A 26,574-nucleotide genomic window follows, 5' to 3' on the forward strand; every position below is an offset into this window, starting at 1 on the left:
GCCATCAGAACGCGCGCGCCAGCGTCACCACGAAAGCGCGCCCGCTGCCGATGTAATAGGCAGGCGCCGCGCCGGAAATGACCGTGCCATTGCGCCCTATCGTATCCTGCGCATTCAGGCCCACGCTCTGCACACCCGAGAGAACACGCGGATTGGTGATGTTGATCGCATTCACCCGCAGGTCGGTCCGCTTGCCATCGATCCATTCAGCCAGATGCATACCCACCGACAGGTCGAGCGTGGCATAGGCCGAGATGCTCTCGTCATTCATGAAGGTGGAATATTGGCGGCCCACATATTTCAGCGCGGTGCTGCCGAACAGACGCCCGTCATCATAGGTGCTGCCCACGCCGAACTGGAAGCTGGGGCTGGACACAGCCTGCTTGCCCCTGGTCGGCAGCCAGTCATTGCCCACGGCCAGATCGCTGTCGATCCGCGTGTGCAGATATTCGCCCGAGAGATAGAGGCTTACTCCCTTGGCCGGGCGCCAGTCGATCTCGCCGTCTAGGCCATAGGAAGTCTGGCTGCCCGCGTTGATCGTGGAATAGACCAGCGCACCGCCGCTGTCGATCACGGTGGACAATTGGCGGTTGCGGAAATGGTAATGGAAGCCCGTCAGCGAGAAGGACAGGTTCGGCCCGATATAGCGATAGCCCAGTTCCTGCGACACCGAATATTCATTCTTCAGCGCAGTCGTGCCCTGCGTACTGATCTCACCATAATCATAGGTGTTGTAGAGCGTATATTCATTGGGCGCGCGAAAATTGGTGGTAATATTGGCGAACATCTGCTGCCGCTCGTCGATCCGGTAATGCAGCGCGGCGCGGGGCAGCGCGGCGAAACTGTCGAAATGCACGCCCGATTGCGGACCGGGCAGGAAATTGCGCCCGCTGTGCAGCACATCGACGCCCTTGAAGCCCACATCAGCGGTCAGCCGGTCGGTGAGCGCGATGCTGTCGGCAAGGAAGAAGGCTTTGGAAATGGTCAGCGTCCGCGCATTCTCATAGGCGAGCAGGCGGCCATCGGCGGTGCGGATGGCCTTGTCCTGATAGCCCCATTCGTCGGCCACCTGCCCATCGGCGCCCACCGAGGTGTAAGACTGTATCACGCGGTCATTGCCGTAATCGAACCAAACTCCCGCGGTCAGACGATGGGCGCCTGTCTGCAAGGTCAGCTTGGTCACATTGCCCCCGCGAAACTGGTTGCCGGTCCAGTTGCCCAGCACCGTGGCCACGCCATTGACATCCGCACCGGGCAGCGTGATCGGCTGGGTCAGCGCCTCGGTGCCAAGGTAATTGCCAGTGGCGGCCAGTTGGGTGCCATAGGGCGAATTGCCATAGCCCCATTGCAGATAGGTGGTGGTGTCGAGGCTAAGCCGGTCATTGAAGCGCAGATGGACCGGAGCCGAGAGATAGATGTTGCGGAAAGGGGCGCGATAGAAACGCCAGTAATTGGTGTCGCCGGTCGTGTAATTCTTCTCGAAATTATACCCGCGCCCATAGGTCTGCCAATCGGCCAGCGTCGGGCCGGGATAGGCCGAGGTCTTGGCCGAATTGAACGAGACAGCCAGGCTGGCCCGGTTGCCCTCGCCCCATTCCTTCAACAGCTTGGCGTCAACATGGTTGCGCAGGTCATAGCCCGCCCCCCGCCAGTTATCGGCCCGGTTGTTCGAATAGGAAACAAAGGCGCGCACTCCGCTGTTGCCGATCAGGCCGGTGTCAAACCGGACAAAGGCGCGCCGCTCTTTATAGGAACCCAGCGAGAAATCGACCAAAGCGCCGCGCTTTTTCGCCGGATCATCAAGGCTGAGCGAGAGCAGTCCGCCCGCCGTGCCCAGCACCGGCGAATCCAGATCGACCGCGCCCTGCGCCAATGCCACCTGCCGCACATTCTCGGCATCGGCGAATTGCGAAGGATAGGCATAGTAATAGCCGATGTCATTCTGCGGCGCACCTTCCATCAGCACCCCGATCTCATCCTGCCCCAACCCGCGCATGGTCAGGCTGGAACTGGTTGAGAGGCCATAGGGATCGCTGGAGGACACATTCGCGCCCGGCAGCAGGTTGACCAGTTGAAAGGCGTTGAGCGTGGGCGCCTGCTTGCTGATAAAGGCGGTGGAAATGGCGCTGATCGCCTTAGGCATGCTCTGATCGGGCAGAAGGCCTTCGGGGTCGGGATGGCCGATGACGCGGATAGCATTGGCATCGGCGGGCGTTTCGGCGGCTTTAGCCTGCGTCGCAAAACCGGCCATGGCCAGCGCCAGCGCGCTGCAACCCATCAAACGCATACGGATCATATCGGGCATCATTGTCTCTCGCACTCCATGGGGAGAGACAACGGACCTGCCGCCAACCCTCCCTACGCCGGTATCAACCGGATCAGGTTCAGCGGGTCGTGGTCTGCTGACCACCTCTCAGCCGCGCATAGCGGCCCCCCGGGGATGAGCGCCCTCTAGGCCTTCTTAGCGCCGGTGAAAAGACCTGTTGCGCAGGAAAAGCCGCAACCCGAGCCACTGGCGGGCTGGACGGGCAGGCCATATAGTTCGGGCATGACACAGACACCCCGCTTTCATCGCATCGGTATTCTGGGCACAGGCCGCGTGGCGCGCGCGCTGGCGTTGGGATTGACGGAATGGTCGGAGCTGCCGCTGATGGTCTGGGGCCGCTTGCGCGAGCATGTCGGGCGGATGGGCGGCGAGGAAGCGCAGAGTGTGGCGCAACTGGCCGAAGACTGCGATGTGATCGCGCTGGCCGTGTCGGATGATGCGCTGAACAGCGTCACGGCCGAACTGGCTGCCGTGTGGCCGGAAAATGGCGCGGGCTTCGTCTTCCATGTCAGCGGGCGCTCTGGTTTGGCCTCGCTCGAACCGCTTGCCTTGCGCGGCGCGAGGACAGCGGCGATCCATCCGGCGATGACCTTTACCGGCGATGCTCCTGCGGAACTGCGCCGCATGGCGGGCGCCCGTTTTGCCGTGACCACCGCCGAGCGCGATGCCGCCGCCATCGCCCACCGGCTGGTTGCAGCGCTGGGCGGCGTGGCGGTCGATATTGCCGAGGCGCAACGCCCGCTTTACCACGCCGCGCTGTGCCATGCGGCCAATCATCTGGTCACGCTGATGGCCGGGTCGATGGATGCGCTGGCTTTTGCCGGGGTGGACGATGGGGCGGCGCTGTTGGCCCCGCTGGTGCGGGCGGCACTGGATAACAGTCTGGCCATGGGTTTCGATGCGCTGTCGGGGCCGCTGCTGCGCGGCGACGGCGAGACGATCGGCGGCCATATAACGGCGCTGGAGCGGGATTGCCCGGAGATGCTGCCTGCCTATCGGGCCATGGCCCGCGCGACGCTTGATAAGCTGGAACGAGTTGGGGCGCCTCCCTCCGTCAAACTGCGCCGAGCTATCGACGGGTGATGGGTTCTCAGACCTGATCTTGATCCTGTTTCGTGTGAAGCTCAGGTGGGCGAAATCCGGCCGCCGAAGAGAAGGCGATCCGGGGGCGGGGATGCCGCTGATCGCGGAGGGTGGCGCAAGAATAATCCTATACTACTGATATTAAATAATAATTTAAGGTTTAAAAAATTCCTTTGACGACCAAGCCCGCCTGAGGCAAATAGATAAAACAAATTGCTTTAATGAGTCTCCAAAAAGGCTCGCCCCAGGAGAGGAATCCCCATGCGATCAAAGGCCAACCGGTCTGGTGTTTTGTCCTGCGCCGTTTCCGCGCTTGCCATTGCCCTGCCCACCTTCATGCCCGGAACCGCGCTTGCGGCCGACGCCCCGGCCCCAGCCGCCGCTGCTCCTGACCCGGACGCCCCCGGCATCATCGTGACCGGTATCCGCGCCTCCATCGAGCGCGCGGTCAGCATCAAGCGCAATGCCACCAGCATTGTCGATGCGATCTCGGCGCAGGATATCGGCAAGCTGCCCGACGCCACCATCTCGGACTCGCTCCAGCGCATTCCCGGCGTTCAGATCCGCCGCGATGCGGGCGAAGGCAGCACGGTCAACGTGCGCGGCCTGCCGCAGGTGGTCACGCTGATGAATGGCGAAGCCTTCCTTGGCGCCGGGTCGATCACCTCGGTCCAGCCCAATTTCACCGACATCCCCTCGCAGCTTTTCTCTGGCGCCAGCGTCATCAAAAGCTCGACCGGATCGATGCTCTCGGCGGGCATTTCCGGCACCATCGACCTCAAGACGCGCCGCCCCTTTGATCTGAAATCCGGCGTGCATGGCGCGATTTCTGTCGATGGCGGATCGGGTTCGAACACCAAGAAATTCGATCCCCATTTCAACGGGCTGGTGTCCTGGCGCAATGATAATGTCGGCTTCATGCTCTCGGCGGCCTATTCCAAGGACCATCTGGGCAATTCCTATTCGGGTATCCAGCGCGACTATGGCGGGCGTCTGGCCGATGAATCGCTGGCCAACGCCACCGGCTATGGCGGTTTCCGCTTCGACAATCCCAATCGCGGCACCAACGTGCCCGGCGGCATCGATGTCAACGGCAATGGCACCGCCACCGACTCCTTCTTCTCGCCCCAGGCCCATACCGGCTGGAACCGCGTGACGGAACGCGAGCGCATCGGCGTCAACGGATCGTTTCAGGCGCATCTGAGCGATACGCTCGAATTCGTGGCCGATGGTTTCTATACCAAGCAAAACCAGTACACCGGCACCTCTGGTTTCCAGATGCAGGGCGTCAACTGGCAGGCCGCCGATTTCGTGCCGGGGCAGAGCCGCGACACCGGATCGCTGATCAACGGCTTCCATTTCAACACGACGCAAAAGTACAATTACACGCTGCAGAATTTCGACAGCTATTCCGAACTCAACCGCGCCATTTCGGACTCGACCAATCTCAACGCCGAATTGCGTTATAAGGGCGAGAAGCTGAAGCTGACGCTGCGCGGCGTGTATGGAAAGGCCAATTACAAGCTCGACAACAGCTATGCGCAATTCTCGCTGTCGGACGGTACGCAATGGTTCAACGGCGTAGGCACTTATCCGGCCTCGCTGGGCGGCAATCGCACCTTCAACCCTCTGGGCTATACCTATAATACCCTGCCCGCGACGGTTGATTATACCGGATCCTCGGTCAATTTCGCGCTGCCCAGCCAGTTGACCAACGAATTGGGCAACAAGAGCGCCTATGCGCTCAAGACGATTTCGTCGGAAGGCAACCAGCGTTCGAATGCGGACATGAAGGTCCTGCGTCTGGACGGCGCCTATGAATTCAACAACAGCTTCAACGTCGAATTCGGCCTGCGCTATGGCGACCGCAGCGCGCAGCAGACCGTGTTCGACCGCGCTGCTCCGCTTTATGGCGGCAATGGCGCGTCAAACCCGGCCGGTTGCTATGTCAAGTGGAAGGCCTTCGACGTTCAGATGAACGATCCTTCCTGCTATGCCACCAATGGTTCGGGCCAGTATCTGACCGCCGGGCTGACCCGCCTTGCCACCGATCCCAGCTTGTCGGGCCTGCTTACGCAATCCAGCCTGCCGGTTGGCGGGGTCGGCTCGATCTATACGATCAACCCCATGGCGATGCGCGACCCGCTGGCTTTCCAGAACAGCTTCTATCCGGGCAACAAGGAATTCGTGCAGCCGGGCCAGACCTTCTCGGTCGGGTTCAAGCAATGGTCGGGCTTTGCCCAGCTCAATTATGCCGGTGAGATCGGCTCGATGGGTTTCCACGCCAATGGCGGCCTGCGCATCATCAACACGCGCCTGCATGTCATCCAGCATCTGGCCGGTTCGCCCCAGCCCTATGGCCTGCCCAACACCGATGCGGGCACGCTGATCACGGATCGTTCCTTCACCGATTTCCTGCCCGCCTTCAACGCCTCGCTTGATGTGACGAGCAAGCTGCGGGTGCGCGCGGCGGTGGCCAAGAACATGACCCCGCTCAACCTCGACCAGTGGGGCGGCGGGCTTAACCTGAACTATGCTATTGATACCACGACCAATCCGCCGGTATTCCATGTGGCGGGCGGCAGCTCGAACGGCAACCCGCAGCTCGATCCGTGGCGCTCGACGAATTATGACGTGTCGCTGGAATATTATCTTGGCCGCACCAGCGTGATCAGTCTTGCGCTGTTCCGCATCGACGTAAAGAGCTTTATCCAGAGCGCTACGGTGATGCGCAACAACATCCCCGATCTCGACGGCGTCGTACGCTCGACCGTGCCCATCACCACAAATGTGCAAGGCAAGGGCGGCAAGCTGCAAGGCGTTGAAGTGGGAGGCAAATATGGCTTCGACTTCCTGCCGGGCTGGCTGGGTGGTTTTGGCATCGACGCCAATTACACCTATTCGGACTCCTCCTCGGGCAATTACGACCTGTCGGGCGCCAAGGAACCGTTCCACGACAACTCCAAGCATCAGATCAACGCAGCCGTCTGGTATGAAAAATATGGCCTTCAGGCGCGCGTGGCATGGAACTATCGCTCCAAGCGCGCCGAACAGTCCGATTTTGCCGGTATCGCGGGCATGACACTGTATCAGGCGCCGACCAATTACATCGACGCCTCGGTGTCCTATGATGTGAACAAGCAGGTGACGATCTTTGCGCAAGGATCGAACCTGACCAAGGAATCGGAACATTACTTCCTCGTCTGGCCGGATCTGAAGGCCTTTAACAACCTCTACGAACGCCGCTTCCAGATCGGCGCCCGCGCAAGGTTCTAACGCTCTCCACCCTCCAACCCCTCCCCTTCGGGCGGCCTTGCAGCGCCGTATAGGCCACGCAAAGCCGCCCGTTTTTTTTGAGGCCCGGTTTTTAGGAGCGCCGCGATGCCAGACTTCGATCATCAGAACGCCCCTCCCGGCGCAATCCGCTCGGTAGTGGTGGCGGGCGGCGGCACGGCGGGCTGGATGGCGGCCATTTATCTGGCCGCAAGGCTGGAAGGCCGGGGAATTGCCGTCACGGTCATTGAATCCAGCGCCATCGGCACAATCGGCGTGGGCGAGGCAACCGTTCCGGCCATCCGCGATTTCTTCAAAGTGATTGGTCTGCATGACTTCGATGTGCTGCGCGCGACCGCAGGCACGCCCAAACTGGGCATAGACTTCGCCGGATGGGCGGGCGAGGATACGCGCTTTTTCCACCCTTTCGGTCTTTACGGTCTACCCTCGCGCGGGGTGCCTTTTCACCACTACTGGCTCAAGCTGGCCCATGCCGGGCTGGGGCGCGATCTGGGCGATTACAGTCTTTGCACCGAAATGGCCCGCAACGGCGCCTTCATGCTGCCGGTGGACAATCCGGTCAATGATCTGGCCGTGTTCGACTGGGCCGTCCATTTCGACGCCTCACGCTTTGCCGCCATGCTGCGCGATCTGGGCCGTCAGCGCGGGGTCCGGCTGATCGACGATGTGATTACACGCACGGTGATCGACCCACAGAGCGGCCATATCGCTTCGCTCGAAACCCAGAGCGGCCTTTCCATCACCGGCGATTTGTTCATCGACTGCACCGGTTTCCGCTCGCTCCTGCTGGGCGAAGCCATGGGCAGTTCATGGGTGGACTGGACCGACATGCTCCCCTGCGACCGGGCGGTGGCCATGCCCTGCGCAGCCGCGGGCGGCTTTGACCGACCCTATACTACCAGCACCGCGCGCAAGGCGGGCTGGCAATGGCGTATTCCCCTGCAACACCGCGTGGGCAATGGCTATGTCTATTCCTCGGCCCATATCAGCGATGATGAAGCCGTTGCCACTTTGCGCGCCAATCTTGAAGGCGAGGCCCTGGCCGAACCCAACCTGATCCGCTTTGGCGCAGGGCACAGGCGGGACTTCTGGCGGGGCAATTGCGTTGGCGTCGGGCTGGCAGCGGGCTTTCTTGAACCGCTGGAATCCACGTCGATCACGCTCATTCAAACCGCGCTGGAAAAGCTCGTCGATCTGTTTCCCGACCGGACCTGCGCCCCTGCGCTGGCGGATGAATTCAACCGCGCCACCACGCTGGAATATGAGCGCATCCGCGACTTTCTCATCCTGCATTACCACGCCAATCGCCGCCATGGCGAACCGCTGTGGGACCATATGCGCGGCGCGCCGTTGCCTGAAAAGCTGACCCATAAGCTGTCCCTCTGGCGCGCGCGTGGCAAACTGGTGCGCTATGAATGGGAAGCCTTTTTCGATCCAAGCTGGCTGAGCATGTATGCCGGTTTCGGCATGATGCCTGCCGCGCATGATCCGATGGCCGATTATTTCAACGATGCGCAGGTCGTCGAAGCCCTCGACCATATGCGCGAGGCGATCAGGGCGGCTGCCGCCCATGCCCGCCCTGCCCGCGATTTTCTAGCCCGGCTTGCCCCACAGACAGCCCGCGCCGCCGCGCCCTTCGGCGTTGGCTGACCACACTTATCCCCTTGGAGAATACCTTATGACACTTCGCATTGCCGGCATTGAACTGGGCGGCACGAAATGCGTTGCCACACTCGGCGATGGCGAAGGGCATGTGCTGGAACAGACCACCGTGCCCACCACGCAGCCCGACAACACTTTGCCCGCGCTCTCCGCCATTTTGGCCGGTTGGGCGGGAAAGGCCCCGTTTGACGCGCTGGGCATCGGCTCATTCGGCCCGGTGGGCCTGACGCCGGGCACGCCCGATTTCGGCCATATCACCGCCACCGCCAAGCCGGGCTGGCGCGACACCGATGTGCTTCATACGCTTTGCGCGCCTTACGACGTGCCATGCCATTTCGACACCGATGTTAATGCCGCCGCTCTGGCCGAACAGCGCTGGGGCGCGGCGCAGGGGCTGCAGGATTTCGCCTATGTCACCGTGGGCACCGGGGTGGGGGTCGGCCTGATCGTGAATGGTCATGCCACGCGCGGGTTGGGCCATTGCGAGATGGGCCATATCCGCGTCCCCCGTTTGGCTGGCGACACATGGCCGGGCCATTGCCCCTATCACGGCGATTGCGTCGAAGGTCTGGCCGCAGGGCCTGCCATCAAGGCACGGCTGGGCCAGGATCATGTGCATGACATCCCTGCCGACGATCCCCTGTGGGACAGCGTGGCCCATGCGCTGGCGCAAATGTGCCACGCCATGCTGATGACCACCGGCCCGCGCCGAATCCTGATCGGCGGCGGCGTGGCCAATGGCCAGCCCCATCTGCGCGCGATGATCGAACGCCATGTCCGCGACAGCGTGGCAGGCTATATTCCGCTGCCGAAGGAAACCTTCATTCTGGCTCCCGGTCTTGGCGATCAGGCCGGCCCCTTGGGGGCCATCGCGCTGGGCCTCAACGCGATGGAGGAGCAGGCGCGCTGACGGCGCCTGTTATCCTTCCGTCGATCCCTTCCACAAGGCCGTGGCCTTGGGCAACAGGAAATGGCTGAAGGGCAGGACAGCAGCCCCGACCGAAGGCGCCTCCTCGGCCAGTCGGGCCTTCATCACCGGGGCCAGCACAGGGACATGATGGCGATGGCTTTCCAGTCTTGTGTTGAGCGCATGGACCAGATCCTCGATCCAGCCACCCGGCAGGCGCCCGCCGATAATGACCGCCGCCGGGTTGATCAGACAACTGACCGCCACCAGCGGTTCGACCAGTTGATCGCTGGCCATATCAATCCAGCGGCGGCGCACCTGCATCAGCGCGGCCTCATCGCCGCGCAGATCGGCGGGCTTCAGCCCCTCGCCCGCCATCAAACGATAGACGCCCGACAGCGAGACGAGATTCTGGATCTGCTCGCCTGTGCCTCGTTCGAGCAGGAAACCGATTTCGCCGCTGCGCCCCTGCGCGCCCCGAATATAGTTGCCGTCGATCACCAGCCCCCCGCCAAGGCCGGAAGAGATCAGCAGATAAAAGAAGCTGGCCGCTTTCAGCCCATGGCCAAGCTGTTGTTCCCCCATGGCCGCCGCCGCCGCGTCATTTTCTACAAACACCGGCAGGCCAAAGGGCTCGACAAGCAGCGAGGCAATATCCGTGCTTTCCCAGAGCGCGAAATCCTCGGGTCGTCCGGGCAAGTCGATCAGCCCGAAATCATCGGGCATGGCCACCCCCACGCCCACCAGCAATGCCGGATCGATCCCGGCCTGCGCCACCAGTTCGGCGGCCGACACACGGTAATGATCGCGCACATCTTCAGGCTTGGGAAAGGCGATATCGCGCGTAGCCTGCGCCATCACTTCGCCCGCGAAATCGACCAGCACGATGGTGATATGATCGCGGTCGATATTGACGCCCAGCGAATAGCAGGCCGCCTTGTTGACCACCAACTTGGTGGCCGGTTGGCCGCGTCCACCCCGGATCTGCCCGGCGTCCTCGATCAGGCCTTCAGCGGCCAGACGCTTGGTAATATTGGCAATGGAGGGCGCCGTCAGGCCGGTGATCCGCGCCAGATCGACCCGCGTGATCGGGCCGTTCACGCGGATGGCATGCAGGGTCACACGCTGATTATGGTCGGCGGCGCGTTCCAGATTGGTGCCGGACAGGCGGATCGGACTATGCGTCATCAGGCAGGCCATCCATTTGAAAAGATACGAGCAAGCCCAGCCATCATCCAAAAATCCTTTCAAGGCAGCGCGATCGCCACGCCCATGCGCCCCGCATTCATCATGTCCGCTTTGCCACAGGCAAAGGCCAGCCACAAAATATTAATTCAAACATTTTTCTTTATGGGAGATCCTTCATGTTCCGCTTGAAGTCAGGCCTTGCCCTGCCGCTTTCCGCGCTGTGTCTGGCAAGCACCAACGCCGCCGCTCAGGATCAGATCACGACCCCGCCTGCGGCCACGGCCCATCCTTCGCTCTGGCCCGCCGCCCACTGGCCTTGGCGCAGTGATCCGGCAATGGAAGCGCGAATCCGCTCGCTTCTGGCGTCGATGAGCATCGAGGAAAAGGTCGGTCAGATCCTTCAGGCCGATATTGCCAGCGTCACCCCCCAGGATGTGCGGCGCTATCATCTCGGCTCGGTGCTGAACGGGGGCAATGCCGGGCCGGGTGGCGACGATTACGCCCCGCCCGCGCAATGGCTCAAGCTGGCCGACACCTTTTATGACGCCTCGATGGACACTTCGGCCGGAGGTCACGCCATTCCGGTGATGTGGGGAACCGATGCCGTCCATGGCCATTCAAACATCATCGGGGCCACCTTGTTCCCTCACAATTCCGCGCTGGGCGCCGCCCATGATCCCGCGCTGATCCGCCGCATTGCGGCCGCGACCGCCATCGAAGTGCGTGCAACCGGTATCGACTGGACCTTTGCCCCCACCATCACCGTGCCGCAGGACACCCGCTGGGGCCGCGCCTTTGAAGGCTATTCCTCTGATCCCGCGCTGGTGGCCAGCTATGCCGGGCCTTTCATCGAGGGATTGCAGGGCAAGCCGAACAGCGGCCCCATTCTGGCCGGTCCGCATGTGATCGCCACGGCCAAACATTTTCTGGCCGATGGCGGCACGGCGCAGGGCCGCGATCAGGGCGATGCGCAGATCAGCGAGGAAAAACTGCGCGACATCCACGGCACGCCTTATGTCGCGGCCATCAATGCGGGCGTCCTCTCGATCATGGCCAGTTTTTCAAGCTGGAACGGCGAGAAGATGACCGGAAACCACGGTATGCTGACCGATGTGCTCAAGCAACGGATGGGCTTCGGCGGGCTGGTGGTCAGCGATTGGAACGCCCATGGGCAAGTAGCCGGATGCAGCAATGCCAGTTGTCCGCGCGCGATCACCGCAGGTATAGACATGCTGATGGCACCCGATAGTTGGAAGGCGCTCTATACCAGCCTCAACGCGCAGGCACGCGACGGCACCCTGCCGATGGCGCGGCTTGATGAAGCAGTCGCCAGCGTGCTGCGGGTCAAAATGCGCGCGGGCTTGTTCGAGGCCGGGCGCCCCTCCTCGCGCCCCTATGCCGGGCGTTTCGACCTGTTGGGCGCGTCAGACCATCGCGCCATCGCCCGCGAGGCGGTGCGCAAATCGCTGGTTCTGCTCAAGAATGCCGGAAACATTCTTCCCCTTGCCCCCGGTTCGCGCATTCTGGTGGCGGGCGATGGGGCCGATGATGTCGCGCGCCAATCGGGCGGATGGACTCTTTCATGGCAGGGCACCGGCTTAAGCCCCGCCATGTTCCCCGGCGCAACCACCCTTTGGCAAGGCCTGCGCCAAGCCGCCGCCGATGCGGGCGGACAAGCAACATTTTCACCCGATGGCCGCTTCACCGGGCCGCGCCCCGATGCCGCCATCGTCGTCTTTGGCGAAGCGCCCTATGCCGAATTTCAGGGCGACATTTCCACTCTGCGCCTGAAACCTGATCAGCGCACGCCTTTGGAAACGATGCGGCGGCTCAAAGCTCAGGGGATTCCGGTGATCGCGGTAATGCTGACCGGGCGTCCGCTCTGGACGAACCCCGAACTCAACACCGCCGATGCCTTTGTCGTGGCATGGCTGCCCGGTTCGGAAGGCGGCGGCGTGGCCGATATGCTGCTGCGCCCGGCGCAGGGGCCAGCCAGAAATTTCATCGGGCGACTGCCCTTTGCCTGGCCTGCCACGGCGCGGCCCGATGGCCCGCTGCTTTTTCCGCTGGGCTATGGCCTGACCGGCAAAGAACCGGGTAGCCTCAAAAAACTGAGTGAGGAAGCCGGGGTAGCCGAGGATACAGCCAGCGCGGACATTTATCTGAACAAAGGCATCGCCGGACCGGGCTGGTCGCTGGAAATGCGCGAGTCTGCGGGCAGCACAAGGATCACTACGGTGCCCGCCGTTTCGGCGGGCGGGCGCGTGACTGTCGCGGCCACCGACCACATCGTACAGGAAGGCGCACGGCGTTTCACCATCACCGGGCAAGGCGCCGCCTCGGTCGCGATCACCAGTCAGGCCGCCGCCGACCTCTCGCGCCAAACCAATGGCGAAATGCTGCTGGTGGCAACTGTGCGCGTCGATCAGGCCCCGGCCATGCCGGTACGGATCGCCATGGGTTCGGTTGCGAGCATGGCCTATGTTGATGCCGGCAAATTGGAAGGAATGCCCATCGGCCAATGGCGGCGCATCGGCGTGCCGCTCAAATGTTTCCGCGCGGGCGGGGCCGATCTGGCAAAGGTCAACATGCCCTTCGCTCTCGAAACCTCCGGCCCCGCCAGCCTCAGCCTTGCCGAGGTGAAGCTGGGGATGGAAGCCGATACGATCCTCGCCTGCGCGAAGGATTAAGCGGTCTAACCGGCAAGGCGCCTCGCCAGATCATCGAGCGAGGCGCCACGCGTTTCGGGAAACCAGCGCCAGACTACAAAAACCTGCACCGCCATGGCTAGTGTAAAACCCGCAAAAGGCAGCGCCGGGCCTTGCGCGGCCAGCACCGGAAAGATGAAACTGATCGCCCCATTGAACACCCAGTGAGTGCTGCTGCCCAGCGCCTGACCGCGCGCGCGAACGGCGGTGGGGAAGAGTTCGGACAGATACACCCAGATGACCGCCCCTTGCGAGACGGCGAAAAAGCCGATGAACATCACCAGCAGCGGCAACAGCCATTCCCGGCCCTGACCGCCGGCAAAAATCATCGTCACCCCGACCAGCGCGGCAAAAGTACCCAGCGCCCCCGCCAGCAGCAACGGACGCCGCCCCAGCCTGTCGATCATCGCCATGCCCGCCAGCGTCGCCAGCAGATTGGCCAGGCCGACCGCCACGGCCTGTGTGTCGGCGGAAAAGCCGGAAAAACCGGCAGCGGCAAATATGTCATTGAGATAATAAAGGATCGCGTTGATCCCCGAGAGTTGGTTGAACGCCCCGATCGCCAGCGCCAGCAGGATCGGTTTGCGATGCAGCCGCCATGACAGACGCTCGTCCTGCATCACCGGTGCGGCCGGTTCCAGCACGAGCCGAAGCCGATCGGCCGCCGCCTGTGCATTGCGCCCGCGTGCCTGCAACCAGCGCGGGCTGTCGGGCAACCATGGCGCCAGCACAGCAAAGCACAGTGCGGGCACACCGGCCAGCCCCAGCTTGATCCGCCACTCCATCGCGCCAAACCCGCCCCGCGCCACCAGCGCATTCGAGAGATAGGCCAGCAAAATTCCCGAAACAATCGCGCATTGGAACATGCCCACTCTCCGCCCGCGCACCGCAGGGGCGCTGATCTCGGAAATGTAAACCGGGGCCACAACCGAAGATGCGCCGATTGCCAGGCCGCCAAGCAGCCGAAACAGGCAAAAACTCACCAGCCCATTGGCCAGCGCCGTCCCCAGAGCCGAGACAACATAGAGCCAACCGACCCACAACAGCAGACGACGACTGCCCAGGGCGTCACCCGCCCGTCCCGCAAGGGCCGCCCCGACCAGCGTGCCCCACAAAGCCGCCGACACCGCCAACCCCAGATCCTGCGGGCTGAGGGCAAAGACTTTTTGCAACGCCTGAGTGACGCCGGAAATGACAGCTGTATCAATGCCAAACAACAGTCCGGCCATGCTGGCCAGCATCGCGCAGCGCGCGGCCATCGAAGGCCCGGATCGGGGGAAGGAGAAAAGGGGCATAAGGCAGGCATCCTTTTATTATTTCAATTTGCATTAATAAATAAATTCGCTAGGCTTGCAAGCGTGATGCCCATCGGGACAGATGGCGTCCGGATCGCCGCGCCAGGCGCGGGGACATGGGAGAGTAATATGGTTTTGCGTAGATTCGGCCGGAAAAGGGCTGGCAGCGTCGCTCTTTGCGCGATTGTTTCTTCTCTGCCCGCGATTGTCCAGCCTGCTATGGCCGATGTGACCATAGCCGCATCGGCCCAACCGCTCGGCCCCTATAATGCGACATTCCTGCAAGGTGGTATCGGCATTGACCGCGAATGGCCGCCTTCGGATCTGCAGGCCGGCGGATCGAACATGACGATATCGACCTGGGTCAATGCTGCCGAAATCGAACACGGCACCGTGGGCCTGATCGTGCTGGGCAAGCTTTCCGAGGCGACGCGCAGCCTTATGCTGATCGACGGACGTCCAGCGCTGCAATCGGACGATGCGTCGCATCGGCTGCTGGCCGCCCAACCGCTCGCCAAAGGCCAGTGGCATCATATCGCCGCCACGCTGAGCGCCGATGGCACCCAGCTTTATGTCGATGGCCAGATGGTCGCCTCGGGGCCGCTGCCGGTGCAACCCGTTGCCGGACAAATTCATATCGCCCCGGTGCAAAACGGCCAGATCCATTTCAACGGATCGCTCGTCTCCGCCCAAGTCACGCCCTGGGTAGCCAGCGCCAAAACCATCGCCGCACAGGCCGCCGCCCGCCCCGCCTTTGACCTCGTTCATATGTGGCAAGTGGGCGTGGGCTGGGAATTTCAGAAGACCGCCAACACCGGCTATTGGCGCCCGCAGGACCCTTGGACACTGCCCATGGCCAAGGCCGAAGGCACCGCGCCTATCGCCAAACCTGTCACTCCCCGCCCCTCGATGGAGCCCATCGCCCCCGACCGCTGGCGGCTCAATGGCTGGCAACTGGCCGCCGCGCCCGATGTGGCGCAGGATGGCGCGGCCCTGTCGCGCCCCGGCAAGCCCGCAGGCATCTGGCGCGCGGCGACCGTTCCCGGCACAGTGCTGACCACGCTGATCGATCGCGGCGTCTATCCCGATCCCTATTTCGGCCTCAACAATCTGAAAATCCCGGAAAGCCTTGCCCGGCAGGATTACTGGTATCGCGCCAGCTTCACCTTGCCCGCCGCAGCCAGCGGCAAGCGCCTTGCACTTGCCCTCAACGGGGTGAATTACGCAAGCGAGGTCTATATCAACGGCGCGCGCGCAGGGGGCACGAAGGGCGCTTTCACACGGGGCCAATTCACCTTCGACGCGGTGGCGGGCGAAAATGCCGTAGCCATTCGCGTGTCCCCGCCTCCGCATCCCGGCACGCCGCATGAACAATCGATCAGCGCGGGCGTAGGCGAAAACGGAGGGCAACTGGCCATCGACGGCCCAACCTTCATCGCCACCGAGGGCTGGGACTGGATTCCCGGCATCCGCGACCGCGACACCGGCCTGTGGCAGGATGTCGAAATTCAGGCCACCGGCCCGGTACGCCTTGGCGATCCGCAGATCATCACCGATCTTCCCCTGCCGCGCACCGATGCGGCCGACATTTCCATCACCGTGCCGGTCATCAACGACAATGCGGAACCCCGCCGCGTCACCATCTCCGCCAGTTTCGACGATGTGCGCGTCAGCCGCGAGATCACCGCCCCATCCGGCCAGAGTGAGGCACGCTTTGCACCGTCCGAATTTGCCGCGCTCCATGTCAAAAATCCGCGCCTGTGGTGGCCCAATGGCTATGGCGATCCGGCGCTCCACACGCTCCATCTCGAAGCCAGTGTGGATGGGCAAAGTGCCGATACCAAAACAACCCGCTTTGGCATACGCGAAGTGTCCTATGACCTCTCACTGATGGACAGTGCGGGCCATCTGCGTCGTGTCAATGTACAACCCACCGATGGGCGACAGGCGGGCGTCAAGCTGATCGATGTGCGCCACGAAGCGATCAAAGAAAGCCCCAAGGGCTGGGTGGAATCGCTGACGACGGCAGGTGAGACATCCCCGGCGGTACGCGATCTGGGGGCGGAGGATACGATGCCGGAACCGCATCTGACCCTGCGCGTCAACGGCGTAAAGATCGCCGCGCGGGGTGGCAGTTGGGGCATGGATGACGCGCTCAAGCGCCATGACCGCGCCCGGCTGGAGCCCTATTTCCGCCTGCACAAGGATGCCCATCTCAACATCATCCGCAACTGGATGGGCAACAACACCGAGGACGAATTTTTCGACCTTGCTGACGAATATGGCATGATGGTGCTCAACGACTTCTGGCAATCGACCCAGAATTTTCAGGTCGAGCCGCAAGATCCCGCGCTGTTTCTGGCCAATGCCGAGGATACGGTGAAGCGCTATCGCAACCATCCCTCCATCGTGGTGTGGTTCGGGCGGAACGAGGGCGTGCCCTATCCGATGCTGAATGAAGGGCTGGACGATCTGCTCTTCCGCCTCGACGGCACGCGCTGGTTCACGGGCAGCTCGAACACGGTAAACCTGCAAGGCTCCGGTCCCTATAATTACCGTCAGCCCGAGGCCTATTTCACCGATCTGGCCACCGGCTTTTCGGTGGAGACCGGCACGCCTTCGCTGGCCACGCGTGAGGCGATTGCAGCCTACGTGCCTAAGGCGGATCAATGGCCGCTCAGCGACACGCTGGCCTATCACGATTGGCATTTTTCCGGTAATGGCGACACCAAGACCTTCATGGCCAGCCTGAACACCCGTTTCGGCCCGGCCACCAGCTTTGCCGATTTCGAACGCAAGGCGCAGATGATGAACCTTGAAGGCCACAAGGCCATGTTCGAGGGCTTCCTCGGCCATCTCTGGACCAAGAATTCGGGCCGCCTGCTGTGGATGACCCATCCGTCATGGACCTCGAACGCATGGCAGATCTACAGTTCGGATTACGACACCCATGCCGCCTATTACGGCATCGCCAAAGCGTCCGAGCCGGTCCATATACAATTGAACCTGCCCGGCAATGAAGTTGTGGTGATCAACACCACCCGCGAGCCCGCCTCCGGCCTTTTAGCCACCAGCCGTATTCTGGGACTGGATGGCAAGGAGCTTTTCGCCCGCACCGACCGGCTCGATGCTTCGGCCAATGCCGACACGATGCTGGCCCCGTTGCCGCTGGACAAGGTGCTGACCGATCATCCGATGGTGCTGGTGACGCAGAGCCTGAGCGATGCTTCGGGGCGCCTCGTGTCGTCCAATTTCTACTGGCGCGGGCGGGATGAGGCCAGCTATCGCGCTCTGGATGTCATGCCAAAGGTGGCTTTGCGTGCGAAACTGTCCGCGCCCGCCACAATCGGCGACGAGCAGGAATTGCGCGTCGCCATCACCAACCCCGCCGCCACGCCTGCGCTTGCCGCCAAACTCACTCTGCTTGACGCCAAGGGCGAGCGCATCCTGCCCGCCTATTACAGCGACAATTACGTCTCGCTGACCGGCGGACAGAGCCAGACCATCACCATCCGCTATCCCGCGCGCAAAGGCCCTGCGCCGCATGTGGCGCTGCGCGGATGGAATGTGGTTGAGGCCGAGGCGCGCCTGCCATGAGATGGCGCGCCTTATGGCTGGCGGCGCTGCTGGGCGCGGGGAGCGCGCAGGCCGCACCGCCCTCGGTGGCGATTACCGGCGGCGCGGTTCAGGGCAGCACCGACGCCCATGGCACGCAGATCTTCCGAGCCATTCCCTATGCCGCGCCGCCGCTGGACGCGCTGCGCTGGCGCGCGCCCAGCCCGGTCGAACCATGGAAAGGGCTTCGCGATACAGCGAAACCAGGCCCTTCCTGCCTGCAAAATGACTATGGCTGGAACCATGCCGATTATGTCCGCGCGTCTGAGGATTGCCTGACGCTGGACATCGCCACGCCCGCGCTGACAGGCAAGCGTCCGGTCATGGTGTGGATTCATGGGGGCAGCAACCGGGCAGGCTCTGCGGGCGATACGGTGCTGTCGCCTCTGGCGCGGCGCGGGGTGGTGCTGGTGGCGATCCAGTATCGGCTGGGGATCTTCGGCAACTTGCCCCATCGCGCGCTGGCCTTCGAGCAGGGAGGACATGCGGGCAATTATGGGCTGATGGACCAGATCGCCGCACTGCGCTGGGTTCAGACCAATATTGCCCGCTTTGGCGGCGATCCGGCCAATGTGACGATTTTTGGTGAATCTGCCGGGGCGCAGGATGTCGGTCTGCTGCTGGCCGCGCCGGGGGCGCAGGGGCTTTTCGCCCGCGCCATTCTGCAAAGCGGTACGCCCTCCTTCGGCCTGTCATGGCGCCCGCTTCCCGAGGCCCTGCGGCTGGGCGATCAGCTTGACGCCGTGCTGGGCACGGATGGAAGCATGGAACCCCTGCGCGCCGCATCAGCCCATGCGCTGCTGGAGGCGGACAAGGCGCTTCATGATCCGGCGCTGGAGAGCGATGATTTCCTATGGCTGCGCACGACCATCGACGGCATGGTTCTCCCCGATACGCCCGCCGCGCTGCTGGCCCATGCTCCGCCCCGGCCGGTGATTATCGGATCGAACCGCGCCGAATTCGGCCTGCCGGGCGGGCGCCCTCATCGTGATGCGGGCGTTGATGCCGCCTTTGGCCCCAATGCCGAAAAGGCCCGCGCCTTTTACCACCTCGATCAAAGCGAGCCCCCCGCCGATCCACGTCTGGGCAATCGCGACCTGCGCATCGCCACCGACATCCTGTTCCGCTGTCCCGCCGGGCAATGGGCCGATGTCCTCTCACGCTCTGGAGCCAAGGTCTGGCGCTATGAGTTCGATCTGGCCGCGAACGGTGGCCTGTCCTTCCACGGCTCCGACATTCCTTATGTGCTGAGTGATGCGCGTTTCGGCTCGCTCTCGCTGGCCGATTACTGGCTAAACTTTGCCAAGAGCGGCGATCCCAACGATGGCGCCCGCCCGCCATGGCCCGCGTTCGGCCTAATAAACAGACAGCATGTCCTCTTCACCGCCTCGGGCGCGTCGGTCCAGACGCAGGAGGCATCCCCCTGCCAATGGATGATCCAGCCATGACCCCCACCCATCGCCGCGCCATACTCAAAGGTCTGGGCACACTTGCTCCGCTTGGCCTTGCCGCCCCGGCATGGGCACAGTCCGCCCCAGCCGAAAGCCCCGAAGCCGCCCGCGCCCATACCGATTTCGCCTGGCTGGCCCGCTATGGCGAGGACAATCGCCGCCTGCTGGCCGACAGGGCGCCCACACGCATCGTCTTTATGGGCGACAGCATCACGCAGGGCTGGCGCGACAAGAACCCGGAATTCTTCCCTGCCGGACGCGTCAATCGCGGCATCGGCGGACAGACCACGCCGCAAATGCTGCTGCGCATGATGCAGGACGTGATCGCGCTGCGCCCGCGCGCGGTGCATATCATGGCGGGCACCAATGACATCGCGGGCAACACCGGCCCCATGACCGCCCAAATGACCCGCGACAATCTGGACGCGATGGCCACGCTGGCCAAGGCGCATCATATCCGTGTGCTGCTGGCCTCGATACCGCCAGCGGGTAATTTTCCGTGGCGCCCGGGCCTGGAAACCAAAGGCCCGATTGCCGCGCATAATATCTGGCTGCGCGACTATACAAGGGCGCATGGCCATGTGTGGGTCGATTATCACCCGGTCCTTGCCGGGCCCGATGGCGGGATGCGCGAAGGGCTGGCCGTCGATGGCGTCCATCCGACCCTTGCCGGCTATACGGCCATGAACGGCGTGCTGCTTCCCATCCTTGCCAAGCTGGATCTTGCATGACTTTGCTTCAACTTCTGCCGCGCATCGCGGTGGACAAGCCTTGGGGCCGCGTCGATCTGCCCGCGCCCTTTACCCCTGCGCCGGGGGACAAGACCGGCGAAATCTGGTTCGATCCGCCGCCGTCGCTGCGCGAATTGCTGGTGAAATATATCTTCACCAGCGAAAAACTCTCGGTTCAGGTCCATCCCAGCGATGCCCAAGCCCTCGCCAAAGGACTGGGCGCGCAGGGCAAGGAGGAATGCTGGCTGGTCGTCGAGGCGCAGCCCGGCGCAAGACTGGGCATCGGATTGCGCGAAGCCGCCGATGCCGAGACCCTGCGCGCGGCCGCGCTCGACGGCTCGATCGAGACGATGATGGATTGGCATCAGGTCCGGCCCGGCGATTTCTTCTATATCCCGGCGGGCACTATCCATGCCATCGGCGCGGGCGTGACCGTGCTGGAAATCCAGCAGAACAGCGACATCACCTATCGCCTCTATGACTATGGCCGCCCAAGGGCGCTGCATCTGGACGAAGGTCTGGCGGTAGCCCTGCCCGAAACCTATGACATGGCCCGAATGCACAAGGTGCTGCCCGAAAGCGGGAGCCTGTCGCTGGTCGAAGGGCCGCTGTTCCAACTCGATCTGTGCGAAGGGCCGCTCCTGGCCGCCACGCTGGCGGCCTATGGTTCGGAACCCAAGCTCATCATTCCTCTCAACGCAGCTCTCCGCGCGGGTGATTGCCTCGCCAGCCCTGGCGATTGTGCTCTTGTCACCGACCTAAGCGCTCTGGTCATCGCACCCGCCACGCGCTTCCTGATCGCTCAACCGATCCATTCGGGAGAAACCCTGTGAGATCTCTTTGCTTACGTCCCTTTCTCGCCGCGCTGCTGGCCCTTCTTGCCTGTGTGCCCGCCTTTGCACAAAGCGCCACCCCGCTGGCCCAGACTCCACCGATGGGCTGGAACAGTTGGAACCGCTATGGCTGCCGCATTGATGAAAGCCTGATCCGCAGCGTAGCTGATGCAATGGTGGCCAATGGGATGCGCGACGCGGGCTATGCCTACGTCAATATCGACGATTGCTGGCAAGGCGAGCGCGGCAAGGACGGGTTCATTCAGGCCGACCCGGTGCGCTTTCCCTCGGGCATCAAGGCGCTGGCCGATTATGTCCATGCGCGCGGGCTGAAACTGGGCATCTATTCCGACGCGGGCACGAAAACCTGTGGCGGCCGCGCGGGCAGTCAGGGACACGAATTTCAGGACGCCGCGCAATATGCCCGCTGGGGCGTGGATTATCTGAAATATGACTGGTGCAACACCGGCACCGGCGCGGCCCAGCGCAACCCGCGCGAAGCCTATGCCACAATGCGCGCCGCGCTGGATCAGGCAGGCAGGCCCATCGTCTTTTCCATCTGCGAATGGGGCGACAGCAAGCCTTGGGAATGGGCCGCCGGCATCGGCAATCTGTGGCGCACCACGGGCGATATCGCCAATTGCTGGTCCTGCAAACTGGGCCATGGCAGTTGGAACAGTCTGGGCGTGATGGAGATCCTCGACAAGCAGGAAGGCCTGCGCCGCTATGCCGGGCCAGGGCATTGGAACGACCCGGATATGCTGGAGGTCGGCAATCTTGCTGATCTCAACGAAAACCGCTCGCATTTCGCGATGTGGGCGATGCTGGCCGCCCCGTTGATCGTGGGGGCCGATATTGCGGGCCTGAAGCCTGAGATCACCCGCATCCTGACCAACCCGCGCCTTGTCGCCATCGATCAGGACGCGCTGGGCATTCAGGGCTTTGCATGGCAGCGCGGCGCCGAAATGGAAATCTGGGCACGGCCGCTCTCGGGCCATCGCTGGGCCATTGCCGTGCTCAACCGTTCGTCCGTGGCGCAAAGCCATGTGCTGGACTGGACCAAGGAGCCGCTTGGCGACGATCTGAACCAGGCCTTCGCCAAGATCGGAGAACATCATTTCAACCTGATCGACGCCTGGACCGGCAAGCGCGTGGGCGACACGCAAAGTGCCCTGCCTCTGCATGTGGCCCCGCGTGATGCGCAGGTCTTTATCCTCGAACCCAAGCCATAAGGTAGGCCCCCATGGCACTGGCCCCCAATCTGTCCGCCGACCGCGACCTGCGAGCCGAGGAGGCGGAAGGCACCCATGTTGACGCCCCCGAACTGCGCGTCTTCGTCCTTGCGCTGTTCTTCATCTTTGGCGGCATCACCAGCCTCAACGATGTCATCATCCCCAAGCTGAAGGATCTGTTCACGCTCAGCTATACGCAGGCGATGCTGGTGCAGTTCTGCTTCTTCACCGCCTATGCCGTGATGGGCCTTCCAGGCGCGGCGCTGGTCAAGCGGATCGGTTATATGCGGGGAGCGGTGGTGGGGTTGCTGACGATGATGGCCGGTTGCCTGCTCTTCATCCCCGCCTCCCAAAGCGCCACCTATGGCCTGTTTCTCTTCGCGCTCTTCGTGCTGGCCAGCGGCGTGGTGGTGGTGCAGGTGGTCACCAACCCGCTGATCTCGCTGCTCGGCCCGGCGCAGACCGCGCATAGCCGCCTATCCTTTGCGCAGGCCTTCAACAGCCTTGGCACAGTGATATTTCCCGCCGTGGGCGCCAGCCTGATCCTTGGCGATCTCAAGGCGGTCAAAGCCGATGCCCTCACCGGACCCGCGCTGGCGGCCTATCGCATGGCCGAAACCCAAACCGTGGTGCATACTTACACCATGCTGGCGCTGGCGTTGCTGGTGGTGGCGGGAGTGGTCTGGGCCAACCGGCATCGCCTGAGAGAGGAACACCACGAAAGTTCGTCGCTGGCCGCCAGCTTTACCCTGCTTCGCGACAAAAGGTTTGGTCTGGGCGCGCTCTGCATCTTCCTCTATGTCGGGGCTGAGGTGTCGATCGGTTCGCTGGTCGTCAACTATCTCAAACAGCCCAAAGTGCTGGGCCTCGATGATGTCGGGGCGGGCCTTTACATTCCCTATTACTGGGGCGGAGCGCTGGTTGGCCGCTTTATCGGATCGGCGGTGCTGCGGGCGGTGTCTCCGGGCAAGGTACTGGCCTGCAATGCGGTGGGCGCCATCGCATTGATCCTGATTTCGGCCAATGCATCGGGCCATCTGGCCGCCGCCAGCCTGCTGCTGGTCGGGCTGATGAATTCGATCATGTTTCCCACCATCTTCAGCCTCGCCTGCAAAGGACTTGGGCGCCGGGCGGCCGATGGTTCGGGCATCATCAACATCGCCATTTTCGGCGGCGCCGTGGTGCCGATCCTGACCGGGGCGCTGGCCGATGTCACCGCAAGCCTGTCGTTGGCGCTGGCCTTGCCCGCCGCGTGCTATGCGGTCATCGCCTATTTCGGCTATTATACCCATAAGCCGTCAAAAGGCGCCGTTAAGCGCTGAGGTTTCGGCGCGGCGGCGCGCAAAGCGACGCCTGGGCCCGGGGCCGAACATTGTCGTAACCGCTACCCGCAAGGAAACCCGCCTGAAATCGCCCCCGGTAGCTGCCAGTGTGATTGGAGCGACTTTTCACTCTGAACAACATGTCATCACCGCGCGCGATCTGGCAGGCCAAATCCCAGGGCTCTGCACCGCAGCATCGGCAACAACGATCCGATCATCGCCCCCACTGCGGACGCCTATTAGATTCTTCAAATCTAAAAATAAAATAGACCATTATCAATAAGTTAATTGACTTATTTATGAATAATATACAATTTTAAAAATCAATACGTCAAAAATAATATCAAATTATTCGCCGCCAATTCCTTCGGCATGATGCCCTTATCGAAAAAGGGTAATTTCTCGCCACGAAGGAGAACAACATGTCTCTATCTCAAACCCATACTCCCGCCATTCTCGACATCCGCCCGCTGCAACCCACCATCGGCGCTGAAATTCACGGTATCGACCTGTCCCAACCGCTCAGCGATGCCCAGCGCGAGGCGCTGCGGGCCGCAGTGATCCGTCACAAGGTCGTCTTTTTCCGCGACCAGACCCTGACGCCCGAAACGCAGGCCCGCTTCGCCGCACAATTCGGCCCGCTCTACACCCATCCCACCACCACCGCGTCGAAACAGGCCACCCCCGACCTCTCGCCCATCCACAAGATCGCGGCGGAAGAAAATGCCAAATATGACAAGCTGGCCAAGCGGCGCGGGATCAAACCGGGCGAGGCCTATCATTCCGACACCAGTTGGCGCCTTGTGCCGACGTGGGGCGCGGTGCTGGCTGCGGTCGATCTGCCGCCGGTGGGCGGCGATACGGTCTGGGTGGACGCGCATCTGGCCTATCAGGGCCTGCCCGAGGACATCAGGGCAAGGCTGGAACGCGCCTATGCCACCCATGATTTCCGCGCCGCGCTGGAGGCGGCCGGTCATGATTATCCGGTCGTCTCGCATCCCGTCATCCGCACCCATCGCGAAAGCGGCGAGAAGATCCTGTGGGTCAATTTCACCCAGAACCCTCAGATTCTGGGTCTGGATCTGGCCGAAAGCGAGGAATTGCTTGAAGCGGTCCTGCTGCAATACAAGCGGCCCGAATTTCAGGTCCGCTTCAACTGGCGCCCCGGCTCGGTGGCCTTTTGGGACAATCGCGGCGCGGTGCATTACGCGGTGCGCAATTACGGCGATTACCCCCGCCTGCTCAACCGCGTGCTGATCGAGGATGAGCCGCTCTGGGCCGATCTCTGACCGCTTCTTTTCGGCTCCCCCTGTTGCAGGGGGGCCGAAAACAGGTTCTCAGGCTTTCATTTTGGGCAGGGTGAAACAGGCCAGACAGCCACCCGAAGGAACATGGTCGAGCCAAACCTGTCCCCCGTGCGATTCAATGATCGTCCGGCAGATCGACAGGCCCAGTCCCTGATCCGAAGCGCTCGGCTTGCCGCCAAATCCCGCCAGCGCATGGCGGCCGTCGACATGAGGCCCCGGACCATTATCCGTGACCACGGCACGCAGGAAATGGTCATCGTGATCCTTGATGCAGACATCGACATAGGGCGAGTTGCGGCCCGAAACGGCATGGACCGCGTTGCTGATAAGGTTGACCAGAACCTGTGCGATCTGGATCGGATCGACCAGCACGCGCGCCTCGCCCTCATAGGGCGCGGCTTCGACAAACACTTCATGCTCCCTTGCATGGGGCTCGGACAAAGCCAGCGCCTCCATCACGATGGCATCGAGGCGGGCGGGCACTTTTTCGATCTCGCCATGGCGGATAAAGGAGCGCATTTTGCGAATGATATCGCCCGCGCGCGAGGCCAGCAGGGCCACTTCGTCAAGCGAGGCGATCACATCGTCGCGCGTTCCCGACGGCAACAGCGCCCGCGCCGTCTGGCTGTTCAGCAGGATCGCGGCCAGCGGCTGGTTCAGTTCATGGGCAAGCGTGCTGGCCATGGTCTCCATGGCGTTCACTCGCGACAGGTGCGTGACCTGCGCCTGCAAACGCTCCATCGTAGCCTGCGCGGCCAGATGTTCGGTGATATCCTCGACATAAATCGTGTAAGTGGCCCCGCCGCTATAGCGAAACCTGGAAAAGCGTGTGCGGCCGGTAAAGGTCGATCCATCCTTGCGCAGGAATTCGAGCGCGCCGACCTCGATCGTGCCTTCAAAAGGCGTGCCGCGCAAATGATCGTAACGCTGTTTGATCAGCACGCGTGAAAGCTCTGTCAGCAGGATCAGGCCCGATTGCCCGATCAGATCCTGCGCATTCCATCCAAACAACACCTCGGTCTTGCGGCTGACCGCTGTGACAATCCAGTCGTCGTCCACCAGCGTGGTGGCAAAAGGGACGCTTTCAAGGATCGAGGTGTGATAGCGCATATTGACCGTCAGTCGGTCGATCAGCGCCTGTTCCGCCGTCACATCGCGGCCCACCGCAAAGGCGCCGATGATCGTCCCCTCGCCATCGCGCACCGGCCCGATCGTATAACGACCCAGCCATTGCTCGCCCGTGTCGATGCGGCGCATCCGATAATCGGCGCCGCGCGTGGTCTCTCCGGCCAGCGCCCTTTTGACCAACTCATAGCTGTCATTGGGCAATCCCTTGCCCAGCGCGACGCGCTCAATCGGGCCCCAGCCCTCCTGCAGTGCAAGTTTCCATTCCGTCTTGTTTGGAAACCGGTTGAAACGGGCGCAGGCCGAATTGCAATCCACCGCAACCCCATGAACATCGAACACCATCAACGCCTCGTCGACATGCTCGATGGCTTCCTCCATCAGCCTGTGGCGCATGACCTTGTCGTCGCCCAAGGTAACGGGATCATCCATGTGGTTCATCGGCGTAGAATGCCGCTAAAATACATCATGACAGTTATCCGTGCAGACCCGTTC

The 26,574-nt window shown here is 62.6% G+C and carries 17 protein-coding genes and 1 riboswitch; of the genes, 13 read left to right on the forward strand and 4 right to left on the reverse strand.

Features of this window, described 5'->3' with window-relative positions; all coding sequences use genetic code 11:
• Nucleotides 1–4: 4 nt before the first annotated feature.
• Complete coding sequence (locus FHW96_RS21895; RefSeq protein ID WP_253951142.1) at nucleotides 5–2,308, reverse strand: TonB-dependent receptor; 2,304 nt, start codon at nucleotides 2,306–2,308, stop codon at nucleotides 5–7.
• 30 nt (nucleotides 2,309–2,338) lie between these two features.
• A riboswitch (TPP riboswitch) is annotated at nucleotides 2,339–2,447 on the reverse strand.
• 101 nt (nucleotides 2,448–2,548) lie between these two features.
• Here FHW96_RS21895 and FHW96_RS21900 point away from each other — a divergent pair.
• From FHW96_RS21900 to FHW96_RS21915, 4 genes are all read left to right on the forward strand, one after another.
• Nucleotides 2,549–3,409, forward strand: coding sequence for a Rossmann-like and DUF2520 domain-containing protein (locus tag FHW96_RS21900; protein ID WP_172342699.1), 861 nt, complete (start codon nucleotides 2,549–2,551; stop codon nucleotides 3,407–3,409).
• Between the two features lie 261 nt (nucleotides 3,410–3,670).
• Entirely contained in the window at nucleotides 3,671–6,685 is a 3,015-nt protein-coding gene (locus FHW96_RS21905) for a TonB-dependent receptor (RefSeq protein ID WP_172342700.1), read from the forward strand.
• A gap of 105 nt (nucleotides 6,686–6,790) precedes the next feature.
• Nucleotides 6,791–8,353 (forward strand): tryptophan halogenase family protein, encoded by a 1,563-nt coding sequence (locus FHW96_RS21910; protein ID WP_172342701.1) that lies wholly within the window; start codon nucleotides 6,791–6,793, stop codon nucleotides 8,351–8,353.
• 28 nt (nucleotides 8,354–8,381) lie between these two features.
• Complete coding sequence (locus tag FHW96_RS21915; RefSeq protein WP_172342702.1) at nucleotides 8,382–9,275, forward strand: ROK family protein; 894 nt, start codon at nucleotides 8,382–8,384, stop codon at nucleotides 9,273–9,275.
• A gap of 9 nt (nucleotides 9,276–9,284) precedes the next feature.
• On the opposite strand, the gene FHW96_RS21920 is transcribed toward FHW96_RS21915, so the two are convergent.
• Nucleotides 9,285–10,460: an ROK family transcriptional regulator gene (locus FHW96_RS21920; RefSeq protein WP_172342703.1), complete on the reverse strand. Its 1,176-nt coding sequence runs from the start codon at nucleotides 10,458–10,460 to the stop codon at nucleotides 9,285–9,287.
• Here FHW96_RS21920 and FHW96_RS21925 point away from each other — a divergent pair.
• Nucleotides 10,452–10,649, forward strand: coding sequence for a hypothetical protein (locus tag FHW96_RS21925; protein ID WP_172342704.1), 198 nt, complete (start codon nucleotides 10,452–10,454; stop codon nucleotides 10,647–10,649). The genes FHW96_RS21920 and FHW96_RS21925 overlap by 9 nt on opposite strands.
• A complete protein-coding gene (locus FHW96_RS21930; protein ID WP_172342705.1) occupies nucleotides 10,637–13,150 on the forward strand; it encodes an exo 1,3/1,4-beta-D-glucan glucohydrolase in 2,514 nt (837 codons plus the stop codon). Before FHW96_RS21925 ends, FHW96_RS21930 begins: the two co-directional genes overlap by 13 nt.
• Before the next feature lie 5 nt (nucleotides 13,151–13,155).
• Here the strand turns inward: FHW96_RS21930 and FHW96_RS21935 are convergent, their stop codons facing one another.
• Complete coding sequence (locus tag FHW96_RS21935; RefSeq protein WP_172342706.1) at nucleotides 13,156–14,427, reverse strand: sugar porter family MFS transporter; 1,272 nt, start codon at nucleotides 14,425–14,427, stop codon at nucleotides 13,156–13,158.
• Nucleotides 14,428–14,592: 165 nt separating this feature from the next.
• Here FHW96_RS21935 and FHW96_RS21940 point away from each other — a divergent pair, with 165 nt between their 5' ends.
• From FHW96_RS21940 to FHW96_RS21970, 7 genes are all read left to right on the forward strand, one after another.
• Complete coding sequence (locus FHW96_RS21940) at nucleotides 14,593–18,060, forward strand: LamG-like jellyroll fold domain-containing protein (protein WP_253951143.1); 3,468 nt, start codon at nucleotides 14,593–14,595, stop codon at nucleotides 18,058–18,060.
• On the forward strand, nucleotides 18,057–19,526 hold the full coding sequence (locus FHW96_RS21945) for a carboxylesterase/lipase family protein (protein WP_172342707.1): 1,470 nt from the start codon (nucleotides 18,057–18,059) through the stop codon (nucleotides 19,524–19,526). The genes FHW96_RS21940 and FHW96_RS21945 overlap by 4 nt, the downstream gene beginning before the upstream one ends.
• Complete coding sequence (locus tag FHW96_RS21950; RefSeq protein WP_172342708.1) at nucleotides 19,523–20,260, forward strand: GDSL-type esterase/lipase family protein; 738 nt, start codon at nucleotides 19,523–19,525, stop codon at nucleotides 20,258–20,260. The genes FHW96_RS21945 and FHW96_RS21950 overlap by 4 nt, the downstream gene beginning before the upstream one ends.
• Entirely contained in the window at nucleotides 20,257–21,093 is an 837-nt protein-coding gene (locus FHW96_RS21955) for a class I mannose-6-phosphate isomerase (protein ID WP_216651009.1), read from the forward strand. Before FHW96_RS21950 ends, FHW96_RS21955 begins: the two co-directional genes overlap by 4 nt.
• A complete protein-coding gene (locus FHW96_RS21960) occupies nucleotides 21,090–22,325 on the forward strand; it encodes a glycoside hydrolase family 27 protein (protein ID WP_216651010.1) in 1,236 nt (411 codons plus the stop codon). Before FHW96_RS21955 ends, FHW96_RS21960 begins: the two co-directional genes overlap by 4 nt.
• Before the next feature lie 11 nt (nucleotides 22,326–22,336).
• Entirely contained in the window at nucleotides 22,337–23,647 is a 1,311-nt protein-coding gene (locus tag FHW96_RS21965; RefSeq protein WP_172342709.1) for a sugar MFS transporter, read from the forward strand.
• A gap of 422 nt (nucleotides 23,648–24,069) precedes the next feature.
• Nucleotides 24,070–24,936 carry a TauD/TfdA family dioxygenase gene (locus tag FHW96_RS21970; RefSeq protein ID WP_172342710.1) on the forward strand — a complete coding sequence of 289 codons (867 nt, stop codon included), beginning with the start codon at nucleotides 24,070–24,072 and terminating at the stop codon, nucleotides 24,934–24,936.
• Nucleotides 24,937–24,984: 48 nt separating this feature from the next.
• Here FHW96_RS21970 and FHW96_RS21975 read toward each other — a convergent pair whose 3' ends face one another.
• Nucleotides 24,985–26,511, reverse strand: a complete 1,527-nt coding sequence (locus FHW96_RS21975) for a PAS domain S-box protein (protein WP_172342711.1) — start codon at nucleotides 26,509–26,511, stop codon at nucleotides 24,985–24,987.
• Nucleotides 26,512–26,574: the final 63 nt, after the last annotated feature.

Source organism: Novosphingobium sp. SG751A, from assembly GCF_013149295.1.
Classification (GTDB): Bacteria; Pseudomonadota; Alphaproteobacteria; order Sphingomonadales; family Sphingomonadaceae; genus Novosphingobium.

Coding starts and splice junctions, on each gene's coding strand:
- FHW96_RS21975 (WP_172342711.1), bottom strand. CDS start 26,511: ATGGATGATCCCGTTACCTTGGGCGACGACAAGGTCATGCGCCACAGG.
- FHW96_RS21910 (WP_172342701.1), top strand. CDS start 6,791: ATGCCAGACTTCGATCATCAGAACGCCCCTCCCGGCGCAATCCGCTCG.
- FHW96_RS21905 (WP_172342700.1), top strand. CDS start 3,671: ATGCGATCAAAGGCCAACCGGTCTGGTGTTTTGTCCTGCGCCGTTTCC.
- FHW96_RS21955 (WP_216651009.1), top strand. CDS start 20,257: ATGACTTTGCTTCAACTTCTGCCGCGCATCGCGGTGGACAAGCCTTGG.
- FHW96_RS21970 (WP_172342710.1), top strand. CDS start 24,070: ATGTCTCTATCTCAAACCCATACTCCCGCCATTCTCGACATCCGCCCG.
- FHW96_RS21930 (WP_172342705.1), top strand. CDS start 10,637: ATGTTCCGCTTGAAGTCAGGCCTTGCCCTGCCGCTTTCCGCGCTGTGT.
- FHW96_RS21945 (WP_172342707.1), top strand. CDS start 18,057: ATGAGATGGCGCGCCTTATGGCTGGCGGCGCTGCTGGGCGCGGGGAGC.
- FHW96_RS21920 (WP_172342703.1), bottom strand. CDS start 10,460: ATGACGCATAGTCCGATCCGCCTGTCCGGCACCAATCTGGAACGCGCC.
- FHW96_RS21900 (WP_172342699.1), top strand. CDS start 2,549: ATGACACAGACACCCCGCTTTCATCGCATCGGTATTCTGGGCACAGGC.
- FHW96_RS21950 (WP_172342708.1), top strand. CDS start 19,523: ATGACCCCCACCCATCGCCGCGCCATACTCAAAGGTCTGGGCACACTT.
- FHW96_RS21935 (WP_172342706.1), bottom strand. CDS start 14,427: ATGGCCGCGCGCTGCGCGATGCTGGCCAGCATGGCCGGACTGTTGTTT.
- FHW96_RS21915 (WP_172342702.1), top strand. CDS start 8,382: ATGACACTTCGCATTGCCGGCATTGAACTGGGCGGCACGAAATGCGTT.
- FHW96_RS21895 (WP_253951142.1), bottom strand. CDS start 2,308: ATGATGCCCGATATGATCCGTATGCGTTTGATGGGTTGCAGCGCGCTG.
- FHW96_RS21940 (WP_253951143.1), top strand. CDS start 14,593: ATGGTTTTGCGTAGATTCGGCCGGAAAAGGGCTGGCAGCGTCGCTCTT.
- FHW96_RS21925 (WP_172342704.1), top strand. CDS start 10,452: ATGCGTCATCAGGCAGGCCATCCATTTGAAAAGATACGAGCAAGCCCA.
- FHW96_RS21965 (WP_172342709.1), top strand. CDS start 22,337: ATGGCACTGGCCCCCAATCTGTCCGCCGACCGCGACCTGCGAGCCGAG.